The sequence below is a fragment of the Pseudomonas oleovorans subsp. oleovorans genome (assembly GCF_002197815.1).
Classification (GTDB): Bacteria; Pseudomonadota; Gammaproteobacteria; order Pseudomonadales; family Pseudomonadaceae; genus Aquipseudomonas; species Aquipseudomonas oleovorans.
The window spans coordinates 151080-169641 of sequence record NZ_NIUB01000002.1 but is presented as its reverse complement, the minus strand read 5'-3'; the positions used below and the strand labels follow the sequence as shown (position 1 = coordinate 169641).

The 18562-nt window shown below is 61.9% G+C and carries 17 protein-coding genes and 2 pseudogenes; 16 read left to right on the top strand and 3 right to left on the bottom strand.

Going from position 1 to position 18562, the window contains the following annotated elements:
* The first annotated feature begins 115 nt into the window (after positions 1-115).
* Together PSOLE_RS01780 and PSOLE_RS01775 are read left to right on the top strand one after the other, a co-directional pair.
* Positions 116-1240, top strand: coding sequence for an alkene reductase (locus PSOLE_RS01780; protein ID WP_074860417.1), 1125 nt, complete (start codon positions 116-118; stop codon positions 1238-1240).
* Positions 1241-1332: 92 nt separating this feature from the next.
* A complete protein-coding gene (locus tag PSOLE_RS01775) occupies positions 1333-1638 on the top strand; it encodes an ArsR/SmtB family transcription factor (RefSeq protein WP_004423824.1) in 306 nt (101 codons plus the stop codon).
* Positions 1639-1873: 235 nt separating this feature from the next.
* Here the strand turns inward: PSOLE_RS01775 and PSOLE_RS01770 are convergent.
* Positions 1874-2278: pseudogene (locus tag PSOLE_RS01770) on the bottom strand (IS5 family transposase); the annotation flags it as partial.
* 194 nt (positions 2279-2472) lie between these two features.
* On the opposite strand from PSOLE_RS01770, the gene PSOLE_RS01765 reads away from it, so the two are divergent.
* The 13 genes and pseudogenes from PSOLE_RS01765 to PSOLE_RS01710 form a co-directional block, all read left to right on the top strand.
* Complete coding sequence (locus PSOLE_RS01765; RefSeq protein ID WP_074860421.1) at positions 2473-2991, top strand: ProQ/FinO family protein; 519 nt, start codon at positions 2473-2475, stop codon at positions 2989-2991.
* 260 nt (positions 2992-3251) lie between these two features.
* Positions 3252-4373 (top strand): sugar diacid recognition domain-containing protein, encoded by a 1122-nt coding sequence (locus tag PSOLE_RS01760; RefSeq protein ID WP_074860422.1) that lies wholly within the window; start codon positions 3252-3254, stop codon positions 4371-4373.
* A 159-nt stretch (positions 4374-4532) separates the two neighbouring features.
* Positions 4533-5900, top strand: a complete 1368-nt coding sequence (locus PSOLE_RS01755) for a GntP family permease (RefSeq protein WP_074860424.1) — start codon at positions 4533-4535, stop codon at positions 5898-5900.
* Between the two features lie 54 nt (positions 5901-5954).
* Positions 5955-7088, top strand: coding sequence for a glycerate kinase (locus tag PSOLE_RS01750; RefSeq protein ID WP_074860427.1), 1134 nt, complete (start codon positions 5955-5957; stop codon positions 7086-7088).
* A 114-nt stretch (positions 7089-7202) separates the two neighbouring features.
* Positions 7203-7664 carry an outer membrane lipoprotein gene (locus PSOLE_RS01745; protein WP_017677796.1) on the top strand — a complete coding sequence of 154 codons (462 nt, stop codon included), beginning with the start codon at positions 7203-7205 and terminating at the stop codon, positions 7662-7664.
* A gap of 360 nt (positions 7665-8024) precedes the next feature.
* Positions 8025-10817, top strand: a complete 2793-nt coding sequence (locus tag PSOLE_RS01740; protein WP_074860429.1) for a monovalent cation/H+ antiporter subunit A — start codon at positions 8025-8027, stop codon at positions 10815-10817.
* A gap of 1 nt (position 10818) precedes the next feature.
* Positions 10819-11148, top strand: coding sequence for a Na+/H+ antiporter subunit C (locus PSOLE_RS01735; RefSeq protein WP_074860431.1), 330 nt, complete (start codon positions 10819-10821; stop codon positions 11146-11148).
* Positions 11145-12656 (top strand): monovalent cation/H+ antiporter subunit D, encoded by a 1512-nt coding sequence (locus tag PSOLE_RS01730; protein WP_074860434.1) that lies wholly within the window; start codon positions 11145-11147, stop codon positions 12654-12656. Before PSOLE_RS01735 ends, PSOLE_RS01730 begins: the two co-directional genes overlap by 4 nt.
* Complete coding sequence (locus PSOLE_RS01725; protein WP_074860436.1) at positions 12653-13150, top strand: Na+/H+ antiporter subunit E; 498 nt, start codon at positions 12653-12655, stop codon at positions 13148-13150. The genes PSOLE_RS01730 and PSOLE_RS01725 overlap by 4 nt, the downstream gene beginning before the upstream one ends.
* Entirely contained in the window at positions 13135-13404 is a 270-nt protein-coding gene (locus PSOLE_RS01720; RefSeq protein ID WP_074860438.1) for a K+/H+ antiporter subunit F, read from the top strand. Before PSOLE_RS01725 ends, PSOLE_RS01720 begins: the two co-directional genes overlap by 16 nt.
* A gap of 12 nt (positions 13405-13416) precedes the next feature.
* Positions 13417-13755, top strand: coding sequence for a Na+/H+ antiporter subunit G (locus PSOLE_RS01715; RefSeq protein WP_004423845.1), 339 nt, complete (start codon positions 13417-13419; stop codon positions 13753-13755).
* A 108-nt stretch (positions 13756-13863) separates the two neighbouring features.
* A complete protein-coding gene (locus PSOLE_RS23525) occupies positions 13864-14028 on the top strand; it encodes a hypothetical protein (protein WP_373855191.1) in 165 nt (54 codons plus the stop codon).
* 276 nt (positions 14029-14304) lie between these two features.
* Positions 14305-14646: pseudogene (locus tag PSOLE_RS01710) on the top strand (N-acetyltransferase family protein); the annotation flags it as partial.
* A gap of 217 nt (positions 14647-14863) precedes the next feature.
* On the opposite strand, the gene PSOLE_RS01705 reads toward PSOLE_RS01710, so the two are convergent.
* On the bottom strand, positions 14864-16477 hold the full coding sequence (locus PSOLE_RS01705; protein ID WP_074860446.1) for an NAD(P)/FAD-dependent oxidoreductase: 1614 nt from the start codon (positions 16475-16477) through the stop codon (positions 14864-14866).
* 102 nt (positions 16478-16579) lie between these two features.
* Positions 16580-17251 (bottom strand): COG3650 family protein, encoded by a 672-nt coding sequence (locus tag PSOLE_RS01700; RefSeq protein ID WP_074860447.1) that lies wholly within the window; start codon positions 17249-17251, stop codon positions 16580-16582.
* 255 nt (positions 17252-17506) lie between these two features.
* On the opposite strand from PSOLE_RS01700, the gene PSOLE_RS01695 reads away from it, so the two are divergent.
* Positions 17507-18388 (top strand): pseudouridine synthase, encoded by an 882-nt coding sequence (locus PSOLE_RS01695; RefSeq protein WP_074860449.1) that lies wholly within the window; start codon positions 17507-17509, stop codon positions 18386-18388.
* Positions 18389-18562 lie beyond the last annotated feature (174 nt).

Sequence of the window (18562 nt, the reverse complement as noted above, 5' to 3'; positions counted from 1 at the left end):
CATTCGGCAGTCCCTCAATCAACTCTCCTACTGGAAGCGCGTTGAGCTAAAGCCGTCTCAGAAGCGAGGCGAAGCGTCTCGCTAGATCTGTATTTTTAGATATCTGGATTTAATAATGAGTATCAACAAACTGTTTAGCCCGACAAGGATCGGCCCCTATGACCTCCGTAATCGTATTGTGTTGCCGCCGCTCACTCGCTCGCGTAGCTCGCAGCCGGGGAACATTCCCAACGACTTGATGGCTACCTACTATCGACAACGAGCCAGTGCGGGTTTCATGGTCACAGAAGGAACTCAGATCGAGCCGCGAGGCCAGGGCTATGCTTGGACCCCGGGAATTCACAGTCAAGAACAGATCGAAGGCTGGAAGAAGGTCACCGAAGCGGTACATGCAGAGGACGGCGTAATTTTTGCGCAGCTTTGGCACGTTGGCCGGGTGTCCCACACCTCGCTGCAGCCAAATGGCGATGCTCCTGTAGCGCCATCAGCACTGCCAGCCCGTAGCGTGAAAGTGTTCATCGAAACGGGGCCTGGTACGGGTACCCTGGCGGATCCGTCTGAGCCAAGGGCGCTTTCCACTGCAGAGGTGAAAGAGCTCGTCCAGCTCTACGCCACAGCAGCGCGTAATGCTTTAGAGGCTGGTTTCGATGGGGTAGAACTGCACTGCGCCAATGGTTATCTGGTAAATCAATTCATTTCAGCACACACCAACTGCCGCACGGATGAATATGGTGGAAGCCTGCAGAACCGCCTGCGATTCCTGCGCGAGATAACACACGCTGTCGCTGACGTGGTGGGCGCTGATCGTTTGGGCGTGCGATTTGCTCCACTGTTCGCAAGCACCGATGAGCTTCGGGTCTATCTGGGCCTTTTGGAAGATAATCCACACGAGACGTACATCGAGGCCGTCAAGGTACTCGAGGAAATCGGTGTCGCTTACTTGTCGCTGGCCGAAGCAGACTGGGATGAGGCTCCGGAGTTGCCAGCTACATTCCGCAACGCGGTACGAGAGGTCTTCAGTGGTCGCATTATGTATGCGGGGCGGTACACGGCGGAGCGCGCTGCCGCAGCGATCGAAGCCGGTTGGGCTGACTTAATTGCCTTCGGTCGCCCCTTCATTGCCAATCCAGACCTTCCGCAACGGATCGCCAATGGCTGGCCGCTAAACCCAGTGGATGCCAGCAGCATGTATGGTGGTACCGAGAAAGGTTACATTGATTACCCCTTCTATGAAGGCTGACAGCGCCAGGGCTGCGCGCCTCGTCGGAGTGCGCGCAGCAACTAAAATTGAAATATCGTAAAATAGCGAAAACCAGCCATGTGTCATTGACTATGAACATCGACCTCAGCGAAGCGCTAAAGGCTCTGGATAATCCAACACGCCTCGCCATCCTCACCCTGCTCAAGAATCCAAGGAAGAACTTTCCTGAGCAGGAAGCAGATCCTGATCAGCTTGGTGTGTGCGTGAGCATCATCCAGGAAAGAGTAGGGCTGTCCCAGTCGACCGTATCAAACTACCTCGCAGCCCTTCAGAGAGCTCAGCTGGTTACATCCCAGCGCGTTGGCCCCTGGACTTACTACAAGCGCAATGAGAAGAAGATCGAGCAGTTGCTGAGCGCGCTTGAGAAGACCATTTGATACTCAGCGCCGAATGGCTACAGCCTCGCGGTGTTGTTTTAGCTCCCGGTAGGCGTGAGCGTCGGCTAATAAAGGGCTGCTTCTGGTAGGTTAGGAGCTGCACATGACTCTAATTCGGCGCAGCGCGCCGCCTTGCACGGCAGTCAATGTTGCTGAGCGCACCATGAGGTCAGGCGACCTGGGGCAACGCCCGTTGGTCACGCTGCCAGCGCTTTGGCTAGGGTCTGTTGCCGTTTCACATAGGTAACCAGAGAAAGGCACAGGCCATGGCCACGACGCTTTCGTAATTTCTCTTGAGTTTGTCGAACCGAGATGCCACCGCCCGGTAGTGCTTTAGCCGGGCGAGGGCGTTCTCCATCAAGTGCCGGTTGCGGTAAAGGCCTCTGTCCAGATCCGCGTGGCCTTTCACGGAGTTACGCTTTCTCGGGATCACGGCCTTGGCCCCTTGTTGCTCAACCTGCTCCCGAACTCTCTCGCTGTCATAGCCCTTGTCCGCGACAATGGTTTCTGCCTCCGGGAGCTTGGCAATCAATGCGGGAGCCTGGGTGCAATCATTGATTTGACCCCCCGTAATTTCAAACTCGATGGGCAGTCCATGAGCATCAACTGCCAGGTGAATCTTGCTGGTATTTCGTAAGCGCTTCCAAGCCCTGATCGAGGTCCGCTAAACCTGCGCACCGGCCCACTTTTTTGCCGAAAGCGGCCCTCTACAAGTCCCTCAAACGTCTGTCCATCACCTGCAGCCAAGCACCCCAGCTATCAATAAGGCTGTACGAAACGAGCACATAAGATACCCTTGCGCCACGAACCAACCAGGACGCTGCGAACCGAACGATGGGTTTTGAACAATTAGCCGAGCTACGTGACCGCCTGCGCGCCGAGAAGCAGCAGGTCCAGCAGGTAAAGACCGAGAGCGCGAAGCCGCAAAAGCGCAAGCAACCGCCCAAAGCCAAGCCGCGCGAGCAGGATCCTACCGTCGAGGCGATCTGGCGGTTGCAGAAGCACTTCCCCTTGGCCTTCCCGGTCAATCCGGCGCCCAAGGTGCCGTTGAAAGAGGGCATTCTCAAGGACGCCGAGCAGCATCTGCAGTTGCTCGGCATCACCGCTGAGCAGCTCAAGGCGGGTATTGCCGCCTGGTGCCGTGGCGGTCGCTACTGGGCTGCCATGACGGAAAATGCACCGCGTCTGGATCTGCAAGGCCAGCCCGTTGGCGTGGTGACGGCGTCGCAGGCGCTGCATGCCAAGCAGCAGGCCAGACGGCACCGTGCCGAGGCTCGGCGCAATCAGGCCAAGGCGAAAGCACCAGCAGAGGACAAGCCTGTGGAGAGCGCTGCAGCGCCTGCTGCGGAGTAAATCCTAGGGATGTTCTGAAAAGCCATTTATCGTCACTCCCGCGAAGGCGGGAGCCCAGGTGATTCGCAGGTTCTGGATTATTCCCCTGCGGGCCAGCGCAAGCGCTGTTCAGCGATAGAGCGGCTGTCCCGCCTGCGCGAGAATGACGGTTTTCAGCGCTTCCCTGGCTACCTGAAGGTTTCGCCGGCGCTGCGAGGGATACTTCGTGAGGCGCTGCTGACACGCCTACAATAGCGGCCTCATTCGCGAGGCCGTTTCTCATGCTCGAACTCGACTCCACCCTGGCGCAGCACATAGTCGACCGCGCCATGGCCATCCTGCCGCACAACATCAACGTGATGGATGCCCAGGGCATGATCATCGGCAGCGGCGACCCCAGCCGCCTCCACACCCGTCATGAAGGTGCACAGCTGGTGCTGGCCAACCGACGTGTGGTGGAAATCGATGCGCAGGCGGCGGCCTGCCTGCGTGGCGTCAAACCCGGTGTCAACCTGCCTTTGCTGCATGCCGAACGCCTGATTGGCGTGCTCGGTATCACCGGTGACCCCGAGATCGTGCGGCCCTATGCCGAGCTGGTGCGTATGGCTGCGGAGATGCTGGTCGAGCATCGCGTGTTGCAGGCCGAGCGGCATTGGCAGCGGCATCAGCAGGAGGCCTGGTTGCGACAGCTGCTCGACCCCATGCTGCGCCTGTCCAGTCTCGAGGTCGATGCCGAACGCCTGGGCCTGCAACTGACCTGGCCACGACAGATGTGCCTGCTGCAACTCGATGGAGAGGGCGATCCGCTGCCGCGTCAGGCGCGTCTGCTCGCCGCACTGGGGGGCAAGAGTGAACATCTGGTAGCGCCGCTCGGGCGTCATGAGCTGCTCTGGTGTCGGCCTTACAGCACCACGCGCGATGATCGCGCCTGGCTGCAACAGGCTGACGAACGCGAGTGGGGCGTGAGCTCGCTGGCGCTCAGCGATCCGCTGCATGACCTGACCGAGCTGCGCCAGGCCAGCCTGGTCCTGCGCGATCTTCAGGCCTACGGTCAGGCGCGTTTCCCTGGTCGTCGTCTGCTGCGTCTGGACGAATTGCGTCTGCCGACGCTGCTCTATGCCCAGCGCCACAGTTGGTTGCTGCAGGGCTGGCTGGCGCCGTTGCGGCAGGTGCTGATGCAGGACCCACAAGGCACGCTAAGGGCGACGCTGGAAGCCTGGTGTGCGCATGACGGCCAGGTGCAAACCTGTGCGCAGGAGTTGGGCATTCATCGCAATACGTTGCGTTATAGGTTGGAACGCATCGGCGAGTTGAGCGGGCTCGACCTCAATCGCTTCGATCAGCGTCTGCAGCTGTCGCTGGGGCTTGGTCTGCTGGGGGGGGAAGACAACAAGGCGTCCTGAGCAATGTTGTGCGGCTGAACGAAATTACCACACCAGGCTTCCTATCTTTTGGTGCTGCTGCACAGGGTCTGTTGCTCAGGGCTGAGCCACAATTGCCTGCCTGTCGGCATTCCCAGTCGGACATCGAGTCCGGTCATAACAACAACGAGGAGACTGGTCATGGGCCTGGTCCTGATCCTGGTGGCGCTCATCGCGTTCATCGTACTGTCCACTACACGTTTGAAACTTCATCCTTTTCTCGCCTTGCTAGGCGCCGCGATCATCGCCGGCTTCGCCTATCAACTTCCCGCTCCCGAGATTCTCAAGACCGTCGCTTCTGGCTTCGGTGGCATCCTCGGATACATCGGTATCGTCATCGCGTTGGGCACCATCATCGGTGTGATCCTCGAGCGTAGTGGTGCTGCCATCACCATGGCGGAAACCGTGATTCGCCTACTAGGCCAGCGGTTCCCGACGCTGACCATGTCGATCATCGGCTATCTGGTGTCGATTCCGGTGTTCTGCGATTCCGGCTACGTCATCCTCAACTCGCTGAAAAACGCCCTGGCCGCACGCATGAAGGTATCCGTGGTGGCCATGAGCGTGGCTCTGGCCACTGGTCTCTATGCCACCCACACCTTCGTGCCGCCGACCCCCGGCCCGATTGCCGCCGCCGGTAACCTCGGCCTTGAAAGCTCGCTGGGTCTGGTGATTGTCGTCGGCCTGTTTGTCTCCTTGGTTACTGCGTTGGCCGGTATGCTCTGGGCCAACCGCTTCCTCAAGCAGAACGACAAGGAGCTGTTGGAAGAGGCGCCGAGCGAGCTGCTCGACGATGCGGTCGATTTCGAGGCGCTCAAGGCCCGCTATGGCAAGCTTCCCAACGCTTTCCAGGCCTTCGCGCCGATCTTCGTGCCCATCGTGCTGATCTGCCTAGGCTCGATTGCCGTGTTCCCTAGCAAGCCCTTTGGCGATGGCCTGCTGTTCGGTCTGCTGAATTTCTTCGGCCAGCCCATCGCGGCACTGTTGGTCGGCTTGGCGCTGGCTTGCACGTTGCTTAAGAGCAACGATAAGCGTCAGGAATTCCATGATTACGTCGCCGATGGGCTGGTGTCCGCCGCGCCGATCCTGCTGATCACCGGTGCTGGTGGCGCGTTCGGGGCGATCCTCAAGGTTACGCCGCTGGGTGATTACCTGGGTACGACCCTGTCGGCGCTGGGGATCGGCCTGTTCATGCCGTTCGTGGTGGCCGCTGCGCTGAAGAGTGCTCAGGGCTCTACCACGGTGGCACTGGTCACAACCTCGGCGCTGGTCGCACCGCTGCTCGGTCAGTTGGGGCTCGATAGCGAGATGGGGCGCGTGCTTACCGTAATGGCCATCGGTGCCGGTGCGATGACGGTGTCCCATGCCAACGATAGCTTTTTCTGGGTCGTGACCCAGTTCAGCCGTATGAAGGTCTCCACGGCCTACCGTGCGCAGACGGTCGCAACCCTGATCCAGGGGATCGCCGGCATCATCACCGTCTGGCTGCTCAGCCTGGTTCTGCTGTAATCCGCTTTATCGGCAGGCGGCTATGGTCGCCTGCCTCCTTTCGAGGTACCTATCATGAAAATCGTCATTGCTCCTGATTCCTTCAAGGAGAGCCTCAGCGCACCCGACGTGGCCGCTGCCATCGCCCGCGGTTGGCAGCAGGTGTTTCCCGAGGCCGAGTGTTTGCTGCGGCCCATGGCCGATGGCGGCGAGGGTACGGTCGATGCGTTGCTGGCCGCCGTCGGTGGCGAGCGCCGTGAGCGTGAGGTGCGGGGCCCCATGGGTGAGCCGGTCAAGGCGCATTGGGGTTGGCTGGGGCAGGGCACGGCGGTCATCGAGATGGCAGCGGCCAGTGGTCTGCACTGGGTGCCGCGTGAACAGCGCGATGCCCGTCTGGCCAGCAGCTTCGGCACTGGCGAGCTGATCCGTGAGGCGCTGGACGCCGGTGCTACGCGAATCATCCTGGGGCTGGGCGGCAGTGCCACCAATGACGCCGGTGTTGGCCTGTTACAGGCGCTGGGGATGCATTTTCTCGATGCCCAGGGGCGGGAACTGGCGCCGGGCGGTGCGGCTTTGGCCGGTCTCGACCAGCTTGATCTGAGCGGGCTCGACGCACGTTTGCTCAAGGTGCAGATTGAGGTCGCCGCCGATGTCGACAATCCCTTGTGCGGGCCACGCGGCGCATCTGCGGTGTTCGGTCCGCAGAAGGGGGCGACGCCTGAGCATGTCGCGGAGCTGGATACGGCACTCGGCCGCTTTGCCCGTATCGCAGCGGCGACGCTGGGCGAGGATCATGCCGAGTTTCCCGGTGTGGGCGCTGCGGGTGGTCTCGGTTTCGCTGCTCGTGCCTTCCTCAAGGCCAGTTTCCGCCCCGGTATCGCGCTGGTGGCCGAATTGTCCGGCCTCGCCGCGGCGGTGGAGAACGCGGATCTGGTGATTACCGGGGAAGGGCGCATGGATGCCCAGACCCTGCACGGCAAGACACCGGTCGGCGTAGCGCGCGTGGCGCGTGCGGCCGGGGTGCCGGTCATCGCCTTGTCCGGTAGCCTGGGCGACAACTATCAAGCGCTGTACGAGGCGGGTATCGAAGCTGCATTCAGCCTGGCGCCGGGCCCGTTGTCCCTGGAGCAGGCGATGGCCTGTGCGGCGGCTGAGTTGCAGGCGCGTACCGCGGATATCGCCCGGCTCTGGCGCCTTGCTCGCTCCTGATAGGGCGAACCTGGCTGAACTTGGTCTGTCTGAAATAACTATTGTTCAGGCTCCGCCGTGACAGTTACGCTCGCCCGGCGTCTAATGGATTGAGATACCTCTGGAGGAATTGCTATGCGTAAACCCACTCTGCTCATTACCTCGCTGGCCGCGATGCTGGCCCTCGGGGGCTGTCAGTCCAGCCTGACCGGCGATACCTACAGCCGCGATGAGGCCCGAGCGGTGCAAACAGTACGCATGGGCACCATCGAATCGCTGCGCCCGGTGAAGATCGAAGGGACCAAGACACCGATCGGTGCAGGTGCCGGTGCTGTGGTTGGTGGCATCGGTGGTAGTGGCCTCGGTGGCGGGCGCGGCAGCGCGGTCCTGGCTGTGGTCGGTGCCGTTGCCGGTGGTTTGTTGGGCGCCGCTGCTGAAGAAGGTCTGACCCGGACTCAGGGTGTTGAGATCACCGTGCGTGAGGACGACGGCACCATGCGCGCCTACGTCCAGGAAGTCGAGCCGAACCAGGTGTTCCGCGTCGGCGAGCGCGTGCGCATCATGACGGTCAACGGTACCAGTCGCGTTACCCACTGATCGTTACAAGCCAGCCGGAGCAGCTTTGGTTGCTCCGGCTTTTTTGTTGTCAGTGATCCCGGGCGACAACTTGTCGGGCTTGCGCAAAAGAAGCGTTCCCGGCAATTTTTTGTGGCCTCGCTATAGTGGTGGTCGGCTTTTAGCAGCACTTCCAGTCGCCTGCATGTTACCAAGTGTGTTTAACGATAATTCAATGCATGACGTTGTCTTGATAGTTATGGATAATCGGTCGTTATGCTTATGCCGACAACGACTTAGCTGCTTCGTTGTGGTGCATGGACTGTCACCGTCAGGGAGTTGCGACTCCAATTCTCGTCGTTGGGTCGTTTGACCTGGCGTGCCTGCTAAAGGGGTTTTTCGATGGCGCTTGCGTTGATTGTCGCCTTGCCATTTCTGGGGCTGTTTCTACCCGTGCTGGCTGATCGCCTGGGCCGTTCCGCCTGCGCGGCGGCAGCGGCCATAGCGCCCGTTGCGGCGCTGATCCTGTTGTTCAACCACCAGTCAGCGGTGTTTGCCGGTGAAGTGCTGCGGGTCAAGCTTGAGTGGTTGCCGCATCTTGGCCTGAACCTCAGCCTGCGCCTCGACGGCCTGGGTTTCCTGTTCGCCTTGCTGATTCTCGGCATCGGTCTGCTGGTGATCCTCTACGCCCGTTATTACCTGGCCAAGACCGAGCCAATGGGGCGTTTCTTCGCTTTCCTGCTGTTGTTCATGGGCGCCATGCTCGGTGTGGTGCTCTCGGAAAACCTGCTGTTGATGCTGATGTTCTGGGAGCTGACCAGCCTGTCGTCGTTCCTGTTGATCGGCTTCTGGGGTTCGCGCTCCGAAGCCCGCAAGGGCGCGCGCATGGCGTTGGCGATCACCGGCGGCGGTGGTCTGGCGCTGCTCGCCGGCATCCTGCTGATCGGCCACATCGCCGGCAGCTTCGAGCTGTCGCAGGTGCTGGCCGCCGGCTATGCCATCCGTGCGCACGAGTTGTATCCGCTGGCGCTGGTGCTGGTGCTGCTGGGTGTGTTCACCAAATCGGCGCAATTCCCGTTCCACTTCTGGCTGCCGCATGCGATGGCGGCACCGACACCCGTTTCGGCATATCTGCACTCGGCGACCATGGTCAAAGCCGGGGTATTCCTGCTGGCACGCCTGTACCCGGCGCTGGCTGGCTCCGAGTGGTGGTTCTACATGGTCAGTCTGACCGGTCTGGCCACGTTGCTGGTGGGGGCGTGCATGGCGCTGTTCCAGCATGACCTCAAAGGCCTGCTGGCTTATTCGACCATCAGCCACCTGGGCCTGATCACCCTGCTGTTCGGCCTGGATACCCGCCTGGCTGCGGTAGCGGCGGTGTTCCACATCATCAACCACGCCACCTTCAAGGCCTCGCTGTTCATGGCCGCGGGCATCATCGATCACGAAACCGGCAGCCGCGACATGCGGCGTATAAACGGCTTGTGGAAGTACATGCCACATACGGCCGTGCTGGCGATGGTGGCGGCTGCGGCCATGGCTGGCGTGCCGCTGCTCAACGGTTTTTTGAGCAAGGAGATGTTCTTCACCGAAACCCTGCACCAGCACCTGCTGGGCGGTTTCAACTGGGTGATTCCGGCAGCGGCAACCCTGGCCGGCGTGTTCTCGGTGGCCTACTCGCTGCGCTTCATCCATGACGTATTCTTCAACGGCGAGCCGCTCGACCTGCCCAAGTACCCGCCGCACGAGCCACCGCGCTACATGAAAGTGCCGGTTGAGGTGCTGGTCTTCCTCTGCCTGCTGGTCGGCATCGTGCCAGCCTACACGGTAGCGCCGTTGTTGGCCGCCGCCGCCGCTTCGACCCTGGGTGGCGAGCTGCCTGAGTACAGCCTGGCCATCTGGCACGGCTTCAACCTGCCGCTGCTGATGAGTTTCGTTGCGCTGTTCGGTGGGATCATCGTCTACACCTGCCGCAAACCGCTGTTCCGCTGGTACGAGGGGCTGCCCAACCTGGATGCCAAGGATGCCTTCGATCAGGTGGTGCGTTACATGACGCGCCTGTCCGTGCGCATCACCGTGCTGCTGGAAAGCGGCTCGCAGCAGCGCTATCTGGCCTGGATGCTGGGCAGTGCCCTTACTCTGGTGATCATCGCGCTGTCGCCGCTCGAGCAGTTGGCCGGTAGCGTGCCAATGACACCCATCGATCCGCTGACCGTCACCGGCATGCTGATTCTGATGGTCACCGCCGTACTCACCGTGGTCTTCCATCGTCGTCGCCTGGTGGCGCTGATGATCCTCAGCGCTGCCGGCCTGATGGTGGCATTGGCCTTCGCCCGTTTCTCGGCGCCGGATCTGGCGCTGACCCAGTTGTCGGTAGAGGTGGTGACCATCATCCTGCTGATTCTCACCCTGTACTTCATGACCGACCGTACTCCGGCGGAGTCGAGCAGCCTGCGTGGTCTGCGTGATCTGACCCTGGCGTTGGGCAGCGGCACCATGGTGGCGATGCTGACCTATGCGGTGCTGACCCGTCCCTATCAGAGCATTTCGTCGTTCTTCCTCGAGAACAGCGTCTCCGGCGGTGGTGGCACCAATGTGGTCAATGTGATCCTGGTGGACTTCCGTGGTTTCGATACCCTGGGTGAGATCACCGTTTTGGCGATTGCCGCCATCGGCATCTACGCGCTGCTGCATGGCCTGCACCTGCCGCATCCTGCCCATGACAAGAACGGTCGTCCGTGGTCGACCGATGCCCATCCGATGATCCTCGACAACCTGGCGCGTGCCATGCTGCCGATGGCACTGCTGATTTCGGCGTTCATCTTCCTGCGCGGGCACAACCTGCCGGGCGGCGGCTTCATCGCCGGCCTTATCACTGCGGTGGCGTTGATTCTGCAATACATCTCCCACGGTGTGACCTGGACCCAGGAGCGCCTGAAGTTCAGCTATCACGCCACCGCCGGATGGGGCGTGCTGATCGCCGGGTTGACGGGGCTGGGCAGTTGGCTCTTCGGCTCGCCGTTCCTGACGTCGGCGTTCGGCCATTTCCATATTCCGCTGATTGGCGAAATCGAGCTGGCTACCGCGATCCTCTTCGATCTCGGGGTGTATCTGGCCGTTGTTGGCGCCACCCTGCTGATTCTTTCCAACATCGGCCATGTCAGTCAGGACGAGTCGTGCAAGGAGGTCATCTGATATGGAGGCAGTATTCGCAATCACCCTCGGGGTGCTGACTGCCAGCGGCGTCTACCTGCTGCTGCGTGCGCGCATCTTTCCGGTGGTGATGGGGCTGACCCTGATCTCCTACGCGGTCAATCTGTTCATCTTCGCCATGGGCCGGCTCGGCACGGGTGTGCCGGCGGTGATCGGCAAGAGCGCCGAGTACGGTGACCCGCTGCCACAGGCACTGGTGCTCACCGCCATCGTCATCGGTTTCGCCATGACCGCGTTCGTCGTGGTGCTGGCCCTGCGTGGCATGGGTGAACTGAAAACCGATCACGTCGATGGCGAGGAGCCGCGCGCATGAGTCACGCCATCATCCTTCCCATTCTGTTGCCGTTGTTCATTGGCGCGTTGTTGCTGGTCGGCCACAGTTGGTCGCGTACGCTCAAACGCGGCATTTCCCTGGTGGGCTGCCTGGCCTTGCTGCCGGTGTGTGCCTATCTGGTGGCGCTGGCCGGAACCGGACAGTTGCAGGTCTACGCCCTGGGTAATTGGGCGCCGCCGTTCGGCATCATGCTGCTGCTCGACCGTTTCAACGCTGCGCTGCTGCTGCTGACTTCCGTGCTCGCCTGCTTCGCCCTGATCTACGCTTGTCGTGGCGACGATGAGCGTGGGCCGAACTTCCATGCGCTGTTCCAGTTTCAACTGCTGGGCATCAATGGTGCATTCCTGACCGCCGACCTGTTCAACCTGTTCGTGTTCTTCGAGATCCTGCTGATCTCGTCCTACGCGCTGCTGCTGCATGGCAACCGCGCCAGTCAGGTCAAGGCGGGCGTGCACTATGTGGTGCTCAACCTGCTGGGCTCTTCGTTCTTCCTGATCGGCGTCAGCCTGCTGTACGGCCTGACCGGAACCCTGAACATGCCGGACCTGGCAGCGCGCGTAGCCAGCGCCGATGTCGCCGATGCACCGTTGATCAAGGCCGCGGCCTACCTGTTGCTGATCGTCTTCGGCCTCAAGGCTGCCGTGCTGCCGTTGTGTTTCTGGCTGCCACGCGCCTATGCCGCGGCGCCCGCTTCGGTGGCGGCGTTGTTCGCGATCATGACCAAGGTTGGCTTCTACGCCATCGTCCGCGTGTTCACCCTGGTGTTCGGCGAAGAGGCTGGGCCGCTGACCAACCTAGGCCATGAGCTGCTCTGGTGGCTGGCACTGCCGACCATTGCCTTCGGTGTGATTGGTGCTCTGGGTGCGCGACAGTTGCAGGCGTTGCTGGCGTATCTGGTGGTGGTCTCGGTGGGCACGCTGATGGCTGGCTTCGCCATGGGTAACGTAGCGGCATTGAGTGCTGCGCTTTATTACATGGTGCATAGCACGCTGATCAGTGCGGCGTTGTTCCTGCTGGCCGGCCTGGTGGTCGCCCAGCGTGACAGCGCCGGTGGCGATCTGCAGCAGGAGCGTGTGCTGCGTCAGCCGCTGGTGCTGGGTTGCATGTTCTTTTTCGCTTCGATTTCCGTGGCTGGGTTGCCGCCGTTCTCCGGTTTCCTCGGCAAGATGTTGCTGCTGCGAGCGGCGGAGCCGGGTTGGCAGGCCTGGAGCCTGTGGCCGGTGGTGCTGATCGGCGGTCTGCTGACCCTGGTGGCGTTGAGCCGCGCCGGTACCAGTCTGTTCTGGCTGGGCCATGGCGCCGATGCGGCACCTGCTAAAGCCGAACCGGCTGACCGCGTCAGCCTGCTGGCTGCGCTGGGCTTGCTGCTGGCCAGTCCGCTGTTGATGGTCGCTGCGGCGCCGATCATGACCTACCTGGAGGCTGCTGCTGCGCAATTGCTCGATCTGCAACCCTATCTGTCGATCATTGCCGGAGGTGCGGCATGAGGCGTTTCTTCCCCCATCCGCGGATGATGCTGGTGCTGACGGTGCTTTGGCTGCTGCTGGTCAACACCTTCAACCTGGGGCATGTCCTGCTCGGTCTGTTTCTCGGCTGGGCGATCGTGCACCTGTGCGGCGACTTTCTGCTGAACGTGCCCAGGGTACGCAAGCCGCTGGGGCTGTTGTTGTTCATTGGCAAGGTATTCTTCGACATCGTCGTGGCCAACATGCAGGTAGTCAGGCTGGTGCTGGGGCCGAAATCGCGGCTCAGCCCGGCATTCGTTGAGGTGCCGGTGGAGATCGAGGATGAGTTCGTGCTGTCGACGCTGGCCTGCATCATCTCGCTGACGCCGGGTACGGTGTCGGCGAACATCAGTTCCGACCACAAGACGCTGTTGTTGCACGGGCTCGATGTGCCGGATCGCGACGAGCTGGTTGCGACGGTCAAGAGTCGTTATGAAGCGCCCCTGCTGGAGATATTCGAATGCTCGAGAACGTAGTCTTTCTGTGCATGGGCATCCTCACGCTGGCCATGCTGCTCAATGTCGCGCGTCTGGTCGAAGGGCCAAACGTGGTCGACCGCGTCCTCGCACTGGATACCCTGTATATCAATGCATTGGCGTTGATTGTGCTGTTCGGCATCTGGCTGGCATCGGATCTGTTCTTCGAAGCTGCACTGCTGATCGCGGTGATGGGTTTCGTCAGTACGGTCGCAGTGGGTAAGCACCTGCTGCATGGCGACATCATCGATTAAGGGGGAATGACCATGCCGTTCTGGCTGGAGTTGTTGATTTGTGCCTGCCTGATTCTTGGCAGTCTGTTCGCCCTGGTGGGTGCCATCGGTCTGTATCGGCTGCCGGACTTCTTCACCCGCCTGCACGGGCCGACCAAGGCCACGACGCTGGGCGTCGGCGGTACGCTGATCGCTTCGATGCTGTTCTTTGCGCACCATACCGGCAGCCTCAGCCTGCATGAGTTGCTGATCACACTGTTCCTGTTCATCACCGCGCCGGTCAGTGCGCACATCCTGTCCAAGGCGGCGATGCAGCAGAAAGTCGAGTTGACCGAACGTACCCATGGTCAGCCATGGGACGATGATCACTGATTCGCTGTCAGGCATTTCTCGCGCCTGGCTGTCACTGTCGTCAGGCAATTGCCCACTCTAGACTGCGCTCTTGAATCAAACGAGGTATTGCCTCAGGGGAGTCAGGAGATGAGCGAGCGGGTCATTCGTCAGGCCTGTGTCGAGGATATCGAGGCGCTCTGCGCGCTGATTCTCGAGCATGGGCCCAACCCCTGGAACCATTTCCCCGAAGTCGAGGTTCGCCAGCACCTGCAGGGTATTGCAGCCAGCACGACGCTGGCGGTGTTGGCCTAGGGTCTGTTGCCGTTTCGCGCACGGCCGCGACGGAGCCAGTTTTTGCGTGGGGCTAGGCGCGAGAGGCGAAGTTTGGTCGCCCAAATGAGCCGTCGAGTAACGACGTACCACGCAAAAACTGGCCCGTCCCTTCGGGTTGCGCGGCAAATTGCGCCATGCGTCGTTGCGGGATTTGGCAAGGGAACGACCATTACCTGCATCCCGCGCCTCGCGTGGCGCAATTTGGCGCAGCAACGCGGCTCGCGTCGAAACGGCAACAGACCCTAGGAGCAGGGGCAACTGCTGGGTTTCGTCAGTTATCGCCTGACCCAGGATTTCGCCGCTTATCAACCTGCGGCGCGTACCAGGCAGGTGCATGGCTACATCTGCGAGGCGGTGGTGCATCGCGACTGTGTCGGCCGAGGATTGGGCGCGCGCCTTCTGCGCGAGGCCGTCACCGAGCTGTGGCGGCTGGGCGTCAGCGATATCTATATCGATCGTCACGAAGAGAATGCGGCATCGGCAGGGATGATGCGCAAGGCTGGCTTCAGTGAGCTGCTGACCTATGCCGACCCGGCGCGTCGACCAAATGGTTCGCGGCGTTCGACCCTTTGCTGCCAGCGCCGCGAGGATCTTTGATGCTTCTGCGGCTGGGCGCTATCACGACTGACGGATATCCGTGGGTTAGGCGCCTGTCACCTATCCCGATGAGCCTAAAAAATCGTTGCGCCGTAACCCACCATTGCGCAGAGCAGGACAATCGCCTGGTGGGTTACGCGGCGCACTGCAATGGCGGTGATCGGACATTCGCAGGCTTAGCGCCGCTAACTCACCCTACGGAGGGATACGAAGGGGCTTAGCGATTCAACCCAAGCATGTCTTTGGCCACGGCTTCGGCCACGCGAATGCCGTCGACCCCAGCGGAAAGAATGCCGCCGGCGTAGCCGGCACCTTCACCGGCCGGATACAGCCCCTTGAGATTCAGACTCTGCAGGTCATCGCCACGGGTGATGCGCACCGGCGAGGAGGTGCGTGTCTCGATACCGGTGAGTACCGCATCGGCCAGGTCGAAGCCCTTGATCTGCTTGCCGAAGGCCGGCAATGCTTCGCGGATGGCTTCGATGGCGAAGTCCGGCAGCGAGGGCGCCAGATCGCCCAGTTTCACGCCCGGCTTGTAGGAGGGTTGCACTTCGCCGAGGGCGGTGGACGGCTTGCCTTTTATGAAGTCGCCGACCAGTTGTCCGGGCGCCTCGTAGTTGCGCCCACCGAGCACGTAGGCGTGCGATTCCAGGCGTTCCTGCAGTTCCACACCGGCCAGCGGGCCACCCGGATAGTCCTGCTCGGGAGTGATGCCGACGACGATTCCAGCGTTGGCGTTGCGCTCGTTGCGCGAATACTGGCTCATGCCGTTGGTGACCACGCGCTCAGGCTCGGAGGTGGCGGCGACCACGGTGCCGCCTGGGCACATGCAGAAGCTGTAGACCGAACGGCCGTTGCTGGCGTGGTGCACCAGCTTGTAATCGGCAGCGCCGAGTTTCGGGTGGCCGGCGTACTTGCCCAGGCGCGCGCGGTCGATCAGCGACTGCGGGTGTTCGATACGGAAACCGACCGAGAAGGGCTTGGCCTCCAGGTACACGCCACGGGCATGCAGCATGCGGAAGGTGTCGCGCGAGCTATGACCGAGGGCCAGCACCACATGGCGGCTGAGCAACTGCTCGCCGTTCTCCAGCACCACGCCGGTGAGCTGGCCGTCTTCGATCAGCAGGTCGCTGACGCGCTGCTGAAAGCGCACTTCGCCGCCGAGGGCCTTGATCTCCTCGCGCATGGTGGCGACCACGCCGGTCAGGCGGAAGGTGCCGATATGCGGCTTGCTGACGTAGAGGATCTCGTCCGGTGCGCCGGCCTTGACGAACTCCTGCAGTACCTTGCGCCCGTGGTGGTGAGGGTCCTTGATCTGGCTATACAGCTTGCCGTCGGAGAAGGTACCGGCTCCGCCTTCGCCGAATTGCACGTTGGAGGTCGGGTCGAGCACGTTCTTGCGCCACAGGCCCCAGGTATCCTTGGTGCGTTGGCGTACTTCCTTGCCGCGCTCCAGCACGATAGGGCGCAAGCCGGCCTGGGCCAGGATCAGCGCCGCGAAGATGCCGCAGGGGCCGAAACCGACGACGATGGGGCGTTCGTCCAACGGCGTTTCGGCCTTGCCGACTGGCTTGTAGGTGATGTCCGGTGCCGGGCCTACATGCTTGTCATCGCTCAGGCGAGCGAGCAGGGCGGCTTCGTCTTTCACCTCACAGTCGAGGGTGTAGATGAACGGCATGTCGCCGAACTTCTTGCGCGCATCATAGCTGCGCTTGAACACGCTGAAGGCCAGCAGCTCGCTATCGGCGATGCCCAGGCGCTGGACGATGGCCGGGCGCAGCGCGTCCTCGGGATGGTCGAGGGGCAGTTTCAGTTCGGTCAGGCGAAGCATGGGCAGTGTCCTGGTTGGCCGGTGGTGATCCGGCAAGGTGGAAAAGGGCGGCAATTGTACAGGATCGCTGTCCCAGAGGCCCGTACGCTCGCTCAGGCCTCATCAGTTACGCATGGCGCCGAAATGCGCGCAGCCGCGTAGTACCTGGCCGTCGAGGCGCAGTTCGGCGCTGAGGTGATTGACCGTGCCGCTCATGCTGTCGACGCAGCGCTGCGGCGCCACCCACAGATCCAGATGCTGGCCGTTGGCTTCGCTGCTGAAATTCAGGCGGCCATCCGGCAGCTGCTCTTCCAGGTAGGGCAGGGCCAGCGGCTCCTGCTCGGGACGATTGAGCACCAGGCCCTTGCTGCCGACTTCCAGTTGCCAGAACGGCTCGTTGCCGCTGGCGCGCAGGGCCAGGCGTTTGAAGTTGAGGTCGTCGCAGCCAGGCCCCTCACCTTGCAGGCGATAGATCTGGTTGACCTCGAAACGGCCGTCGTTGCCTTTGCCCTGGCTGCCGCCCAGGCGACCGGTCAGATCGGCGAACAGGCTGGCCTGGCCATCACTGCCGAGCTGCACGACTTCGCGCTCGATGCCTGTGCTGCCGCCATCGATCAGCACGAAGCGGCGCTGTTCCTGGCAGGGGGTGAGGACCAGTTGACCATTTTCAATCTGGACTTGACCCTGCAGGCGGGTGGCCGGAGGTGGGCCTTCCGGCTTGCCGGTGTAGACCTGGCAGGCAGCCAGAAGCGGGAGGAGGGCGACGCTGGTAAGCAGGGAGCGGGTGATGGACATGGGTCTCTCCAGATACGAGCGGCCACCATAGCCACAGCGCGACCTCGGCTCAAGCCGTGAGCATGAAAGTCGCGCAGCGACTTCCCCCCTGCTGTCCTTCTCCCTCTGGGAGAAGGTGGCGCGAAGCGCCGGATAAGGGGGCATACCACGCAGGCTTTCATTGTTCGGCTGCTGTTGCGGCATGCCCCGGCTTTGACTGAGCCGCGCGAGTACGGCCTAATTCGCCCCTTCATAAGCCGTCGAGCAGCTTCTGCAATGCCCAACCCCGCCATGCGTCCCAGCACGCTTCATTTGCCCCAGGGCCGCTGGGCGACGGTGCTCGATTGCCTGTGCGATCACTTTCCCGCCATCGACCGCGCCACCTGGCTGCAACGTATGGCGCGCGGTCGGGTGCTGGATGCGGCGGGCACGCCCATCGACGCCACGCATCCCTATCGGGCTGGTCTCAAGGTGCGCTATTTCCGTGAAGTGCCGAATGAGACGCCAATTCCTTTCGTCGAACAGGTGCTGTGGCAGGACGAGCACCTGCTGGTCGCCGACAAACCGCATTTTCTGCCGGTGATGCCTGCCGGTGAGTACGTCGAGCAGACCCTGCTGGCACGCCTGATCAAGCGCACCGGCAATCCTGACCTGGTGCCGATCCACCGCATCGACCGACTGACGGCTGGCATGGTGTTGTTCTCGGTCAACCCGGCCAGTCGTGGCCAGTATCAGGCGCTGTTTCGCCAGCGCGCGGTGGAGAAACGCTACGAGGCTATCGCTCCGGCATTGGCGCAGTTGCAGTTTCCCTACCTGCATCGTTCGCGCATGGTCGACGGTGAGCCGTTCTTTCGCATGCAGGAAGTCGCAGGCGAGGCCAACAGCGAAACGCGCATCGAGGTGCTTGAGCAGCGTGGTGAGCTTTGGCGCTATGGGCTGTCGCCGGTGACCGGACGCAAGCATCAGCTGCGCGTGCATCTGTCCGGGCTCGGCGCGCCTATCGTCGGCGACGATTTCTATCCGCTGCTGCGGGAGTCGCGCAATCTGCCGGATGACTACAGCAAGCCGCTCAAACTACTGGCGCGAGGCTTGCGCTTCGTCGATCCGCTTAGCGGGCAGATGCGTGAGTTTGATAGCCAGCTGCAGTTGCAGTGGTAGCGTCCGGTCGTGGGAGGGGCTTCAGCCGCGAGCTTTTCGCCGCTACGACTGCATGGATGCTGGAGGTAGAGTTGGATGCCAGAGCCGAAAGCGTCTTCCACAGTCGCGTAGGGCGTACTCGCGCAGCAGTACGCCGCCGGGGTGGCGCAAGCTCGCAGTCCAACCGGCGGACTG

What these genes read in the sequence shown, in the direction of transcription:
- PSOLE_RS01760 (WP_074860422.1), top strand. Translation starts at nt 3,252, where the DNA reads ATGCTCGAACTCGACTCCACCCTGGCGCAGCACATAGTCGACCGCGCC.
- PSOLE_RS01720 (WP_074860438.1), top strand. Translation starts at nt 13,135, where the DNA reads ATGCTCGAGAACGTAGTCTTTCTGTGCATGGGCATCCTCACGCTGGCC.
- PSOLE_RS01745 (WP_017677796.1), top strand. Translation starts at nt 7,203, where the DNA reads ATGCGTAAACCCACTCTGCTCATTACCTCGCTGGCCGCGATGCTGGCC.
- PSOLE_RS01730 (WP_074860434.1), top strand. Translation starts at nt 11,145, where the DNA reads ATGAGTCACGCCATCATCCTTCCCATTCTGTTGCCGTTGTTCATTGGC.
- PSOLE_RS01705 (WP_074860446.1), bottom strand. Translation starts at nt 16,477, where the DNA reads ATGCTTCGCCTGACCGAACTGAAACTGCCCCTCGACCATCCCGAGGAC.
- PSOLE_RS01700 (WP_074860447.1), bottom strand. Translation starts at nt 17,251, where the DNA reads ATGTCCATCACCCGCTCCCTGCTTACCAGCGTCGCCCTCCTCCCGCTT.
- PSOLE_RS01695 (WP_074860449.1), top strand. Translation starts at nt 17,507, where the DNA reads ATGCCCAACCCCGCCATGCGTCCCAGCACGCTTCATTTGCCCCAGGGC.
- PSOLE_RS01775 (WP_004423824.1), top strand. Translation starts at nt 1,333, where the DNA reads ATGAACATCGACCTCAGCGAAGCGCTAAAGGCTCTGGATAATCCAACA.
- PSOLE_RS01725 (WP_074860436.1), top strand. Translation starts at nt 12,653, where the DNA reads ATGAGGCGTTTCTTCCCCCATCCGCGGATGATGCTGGTGCTGACGGTG.
- PSOLE_RS01715 (WP_004423845.1), top strand. Translation starts at nt 13,417, where the DNA reads ATGCCGTTCTGGCTGGAGTTGTTGATTTGTGCCTGCCTGATTCTTGGC.
- PSOLE_RS01750 (WP_074860427.1), top strand. Translation starts at nt 5,955, where the DNA reads ATGAAAATCGTCATTGCTCCTGATTCCTTCAAGGAGAGCCTCAGCGCA.
- PSOLE_RS23525 (WP_373855191.1), top strand. Translation starts at nt 13,864, where the DNA reads ATGAGCGAGCGGGTCATTCGTCAGGCCTGTGTCGAGGATATCGAGGCG.
- PSOLE_RS01780 (WP_074860417.1), top strand. Translation starts at nt 116, where the DNA reads ATGAGTATCAACAAACTGTTTAGCCCGACAAGGATCGGCCCCTATGAC.
- PSOLE_RS01740 (WP_074860429.1), top strand. Translation starts at nt 8,025, where the DNA reads ATGGCGCTTGCGTTGATTGTCGCCTTGCCATTTCTGGGGCTGTTTCTA.
- PSOLE_RS01735 (WP_074860431.1), top strand. Translation starts at nt 10,819, where the DNA reads ATGGAGGCAGTATTCGCAATCACCCTCGGGGTGCTGACTGCCAGCGGC.
- PSOLE_RS01755 (WP_074860424.1), top strand. Translation starts at nt 4,533, where the DNA reads ATGGGCCTGGTCCTGATCCTGGTGGCGCTCATCGCGTTCATCGTACTG.
- PSOLE_RS01765 (WP_074860421.1), top strand. Translation starts at nt 2,473, where the DNA reads ATGGGTTTTGAACAATTAGCCGAGCTACGTGACCGCCTGCGCGCCGAG.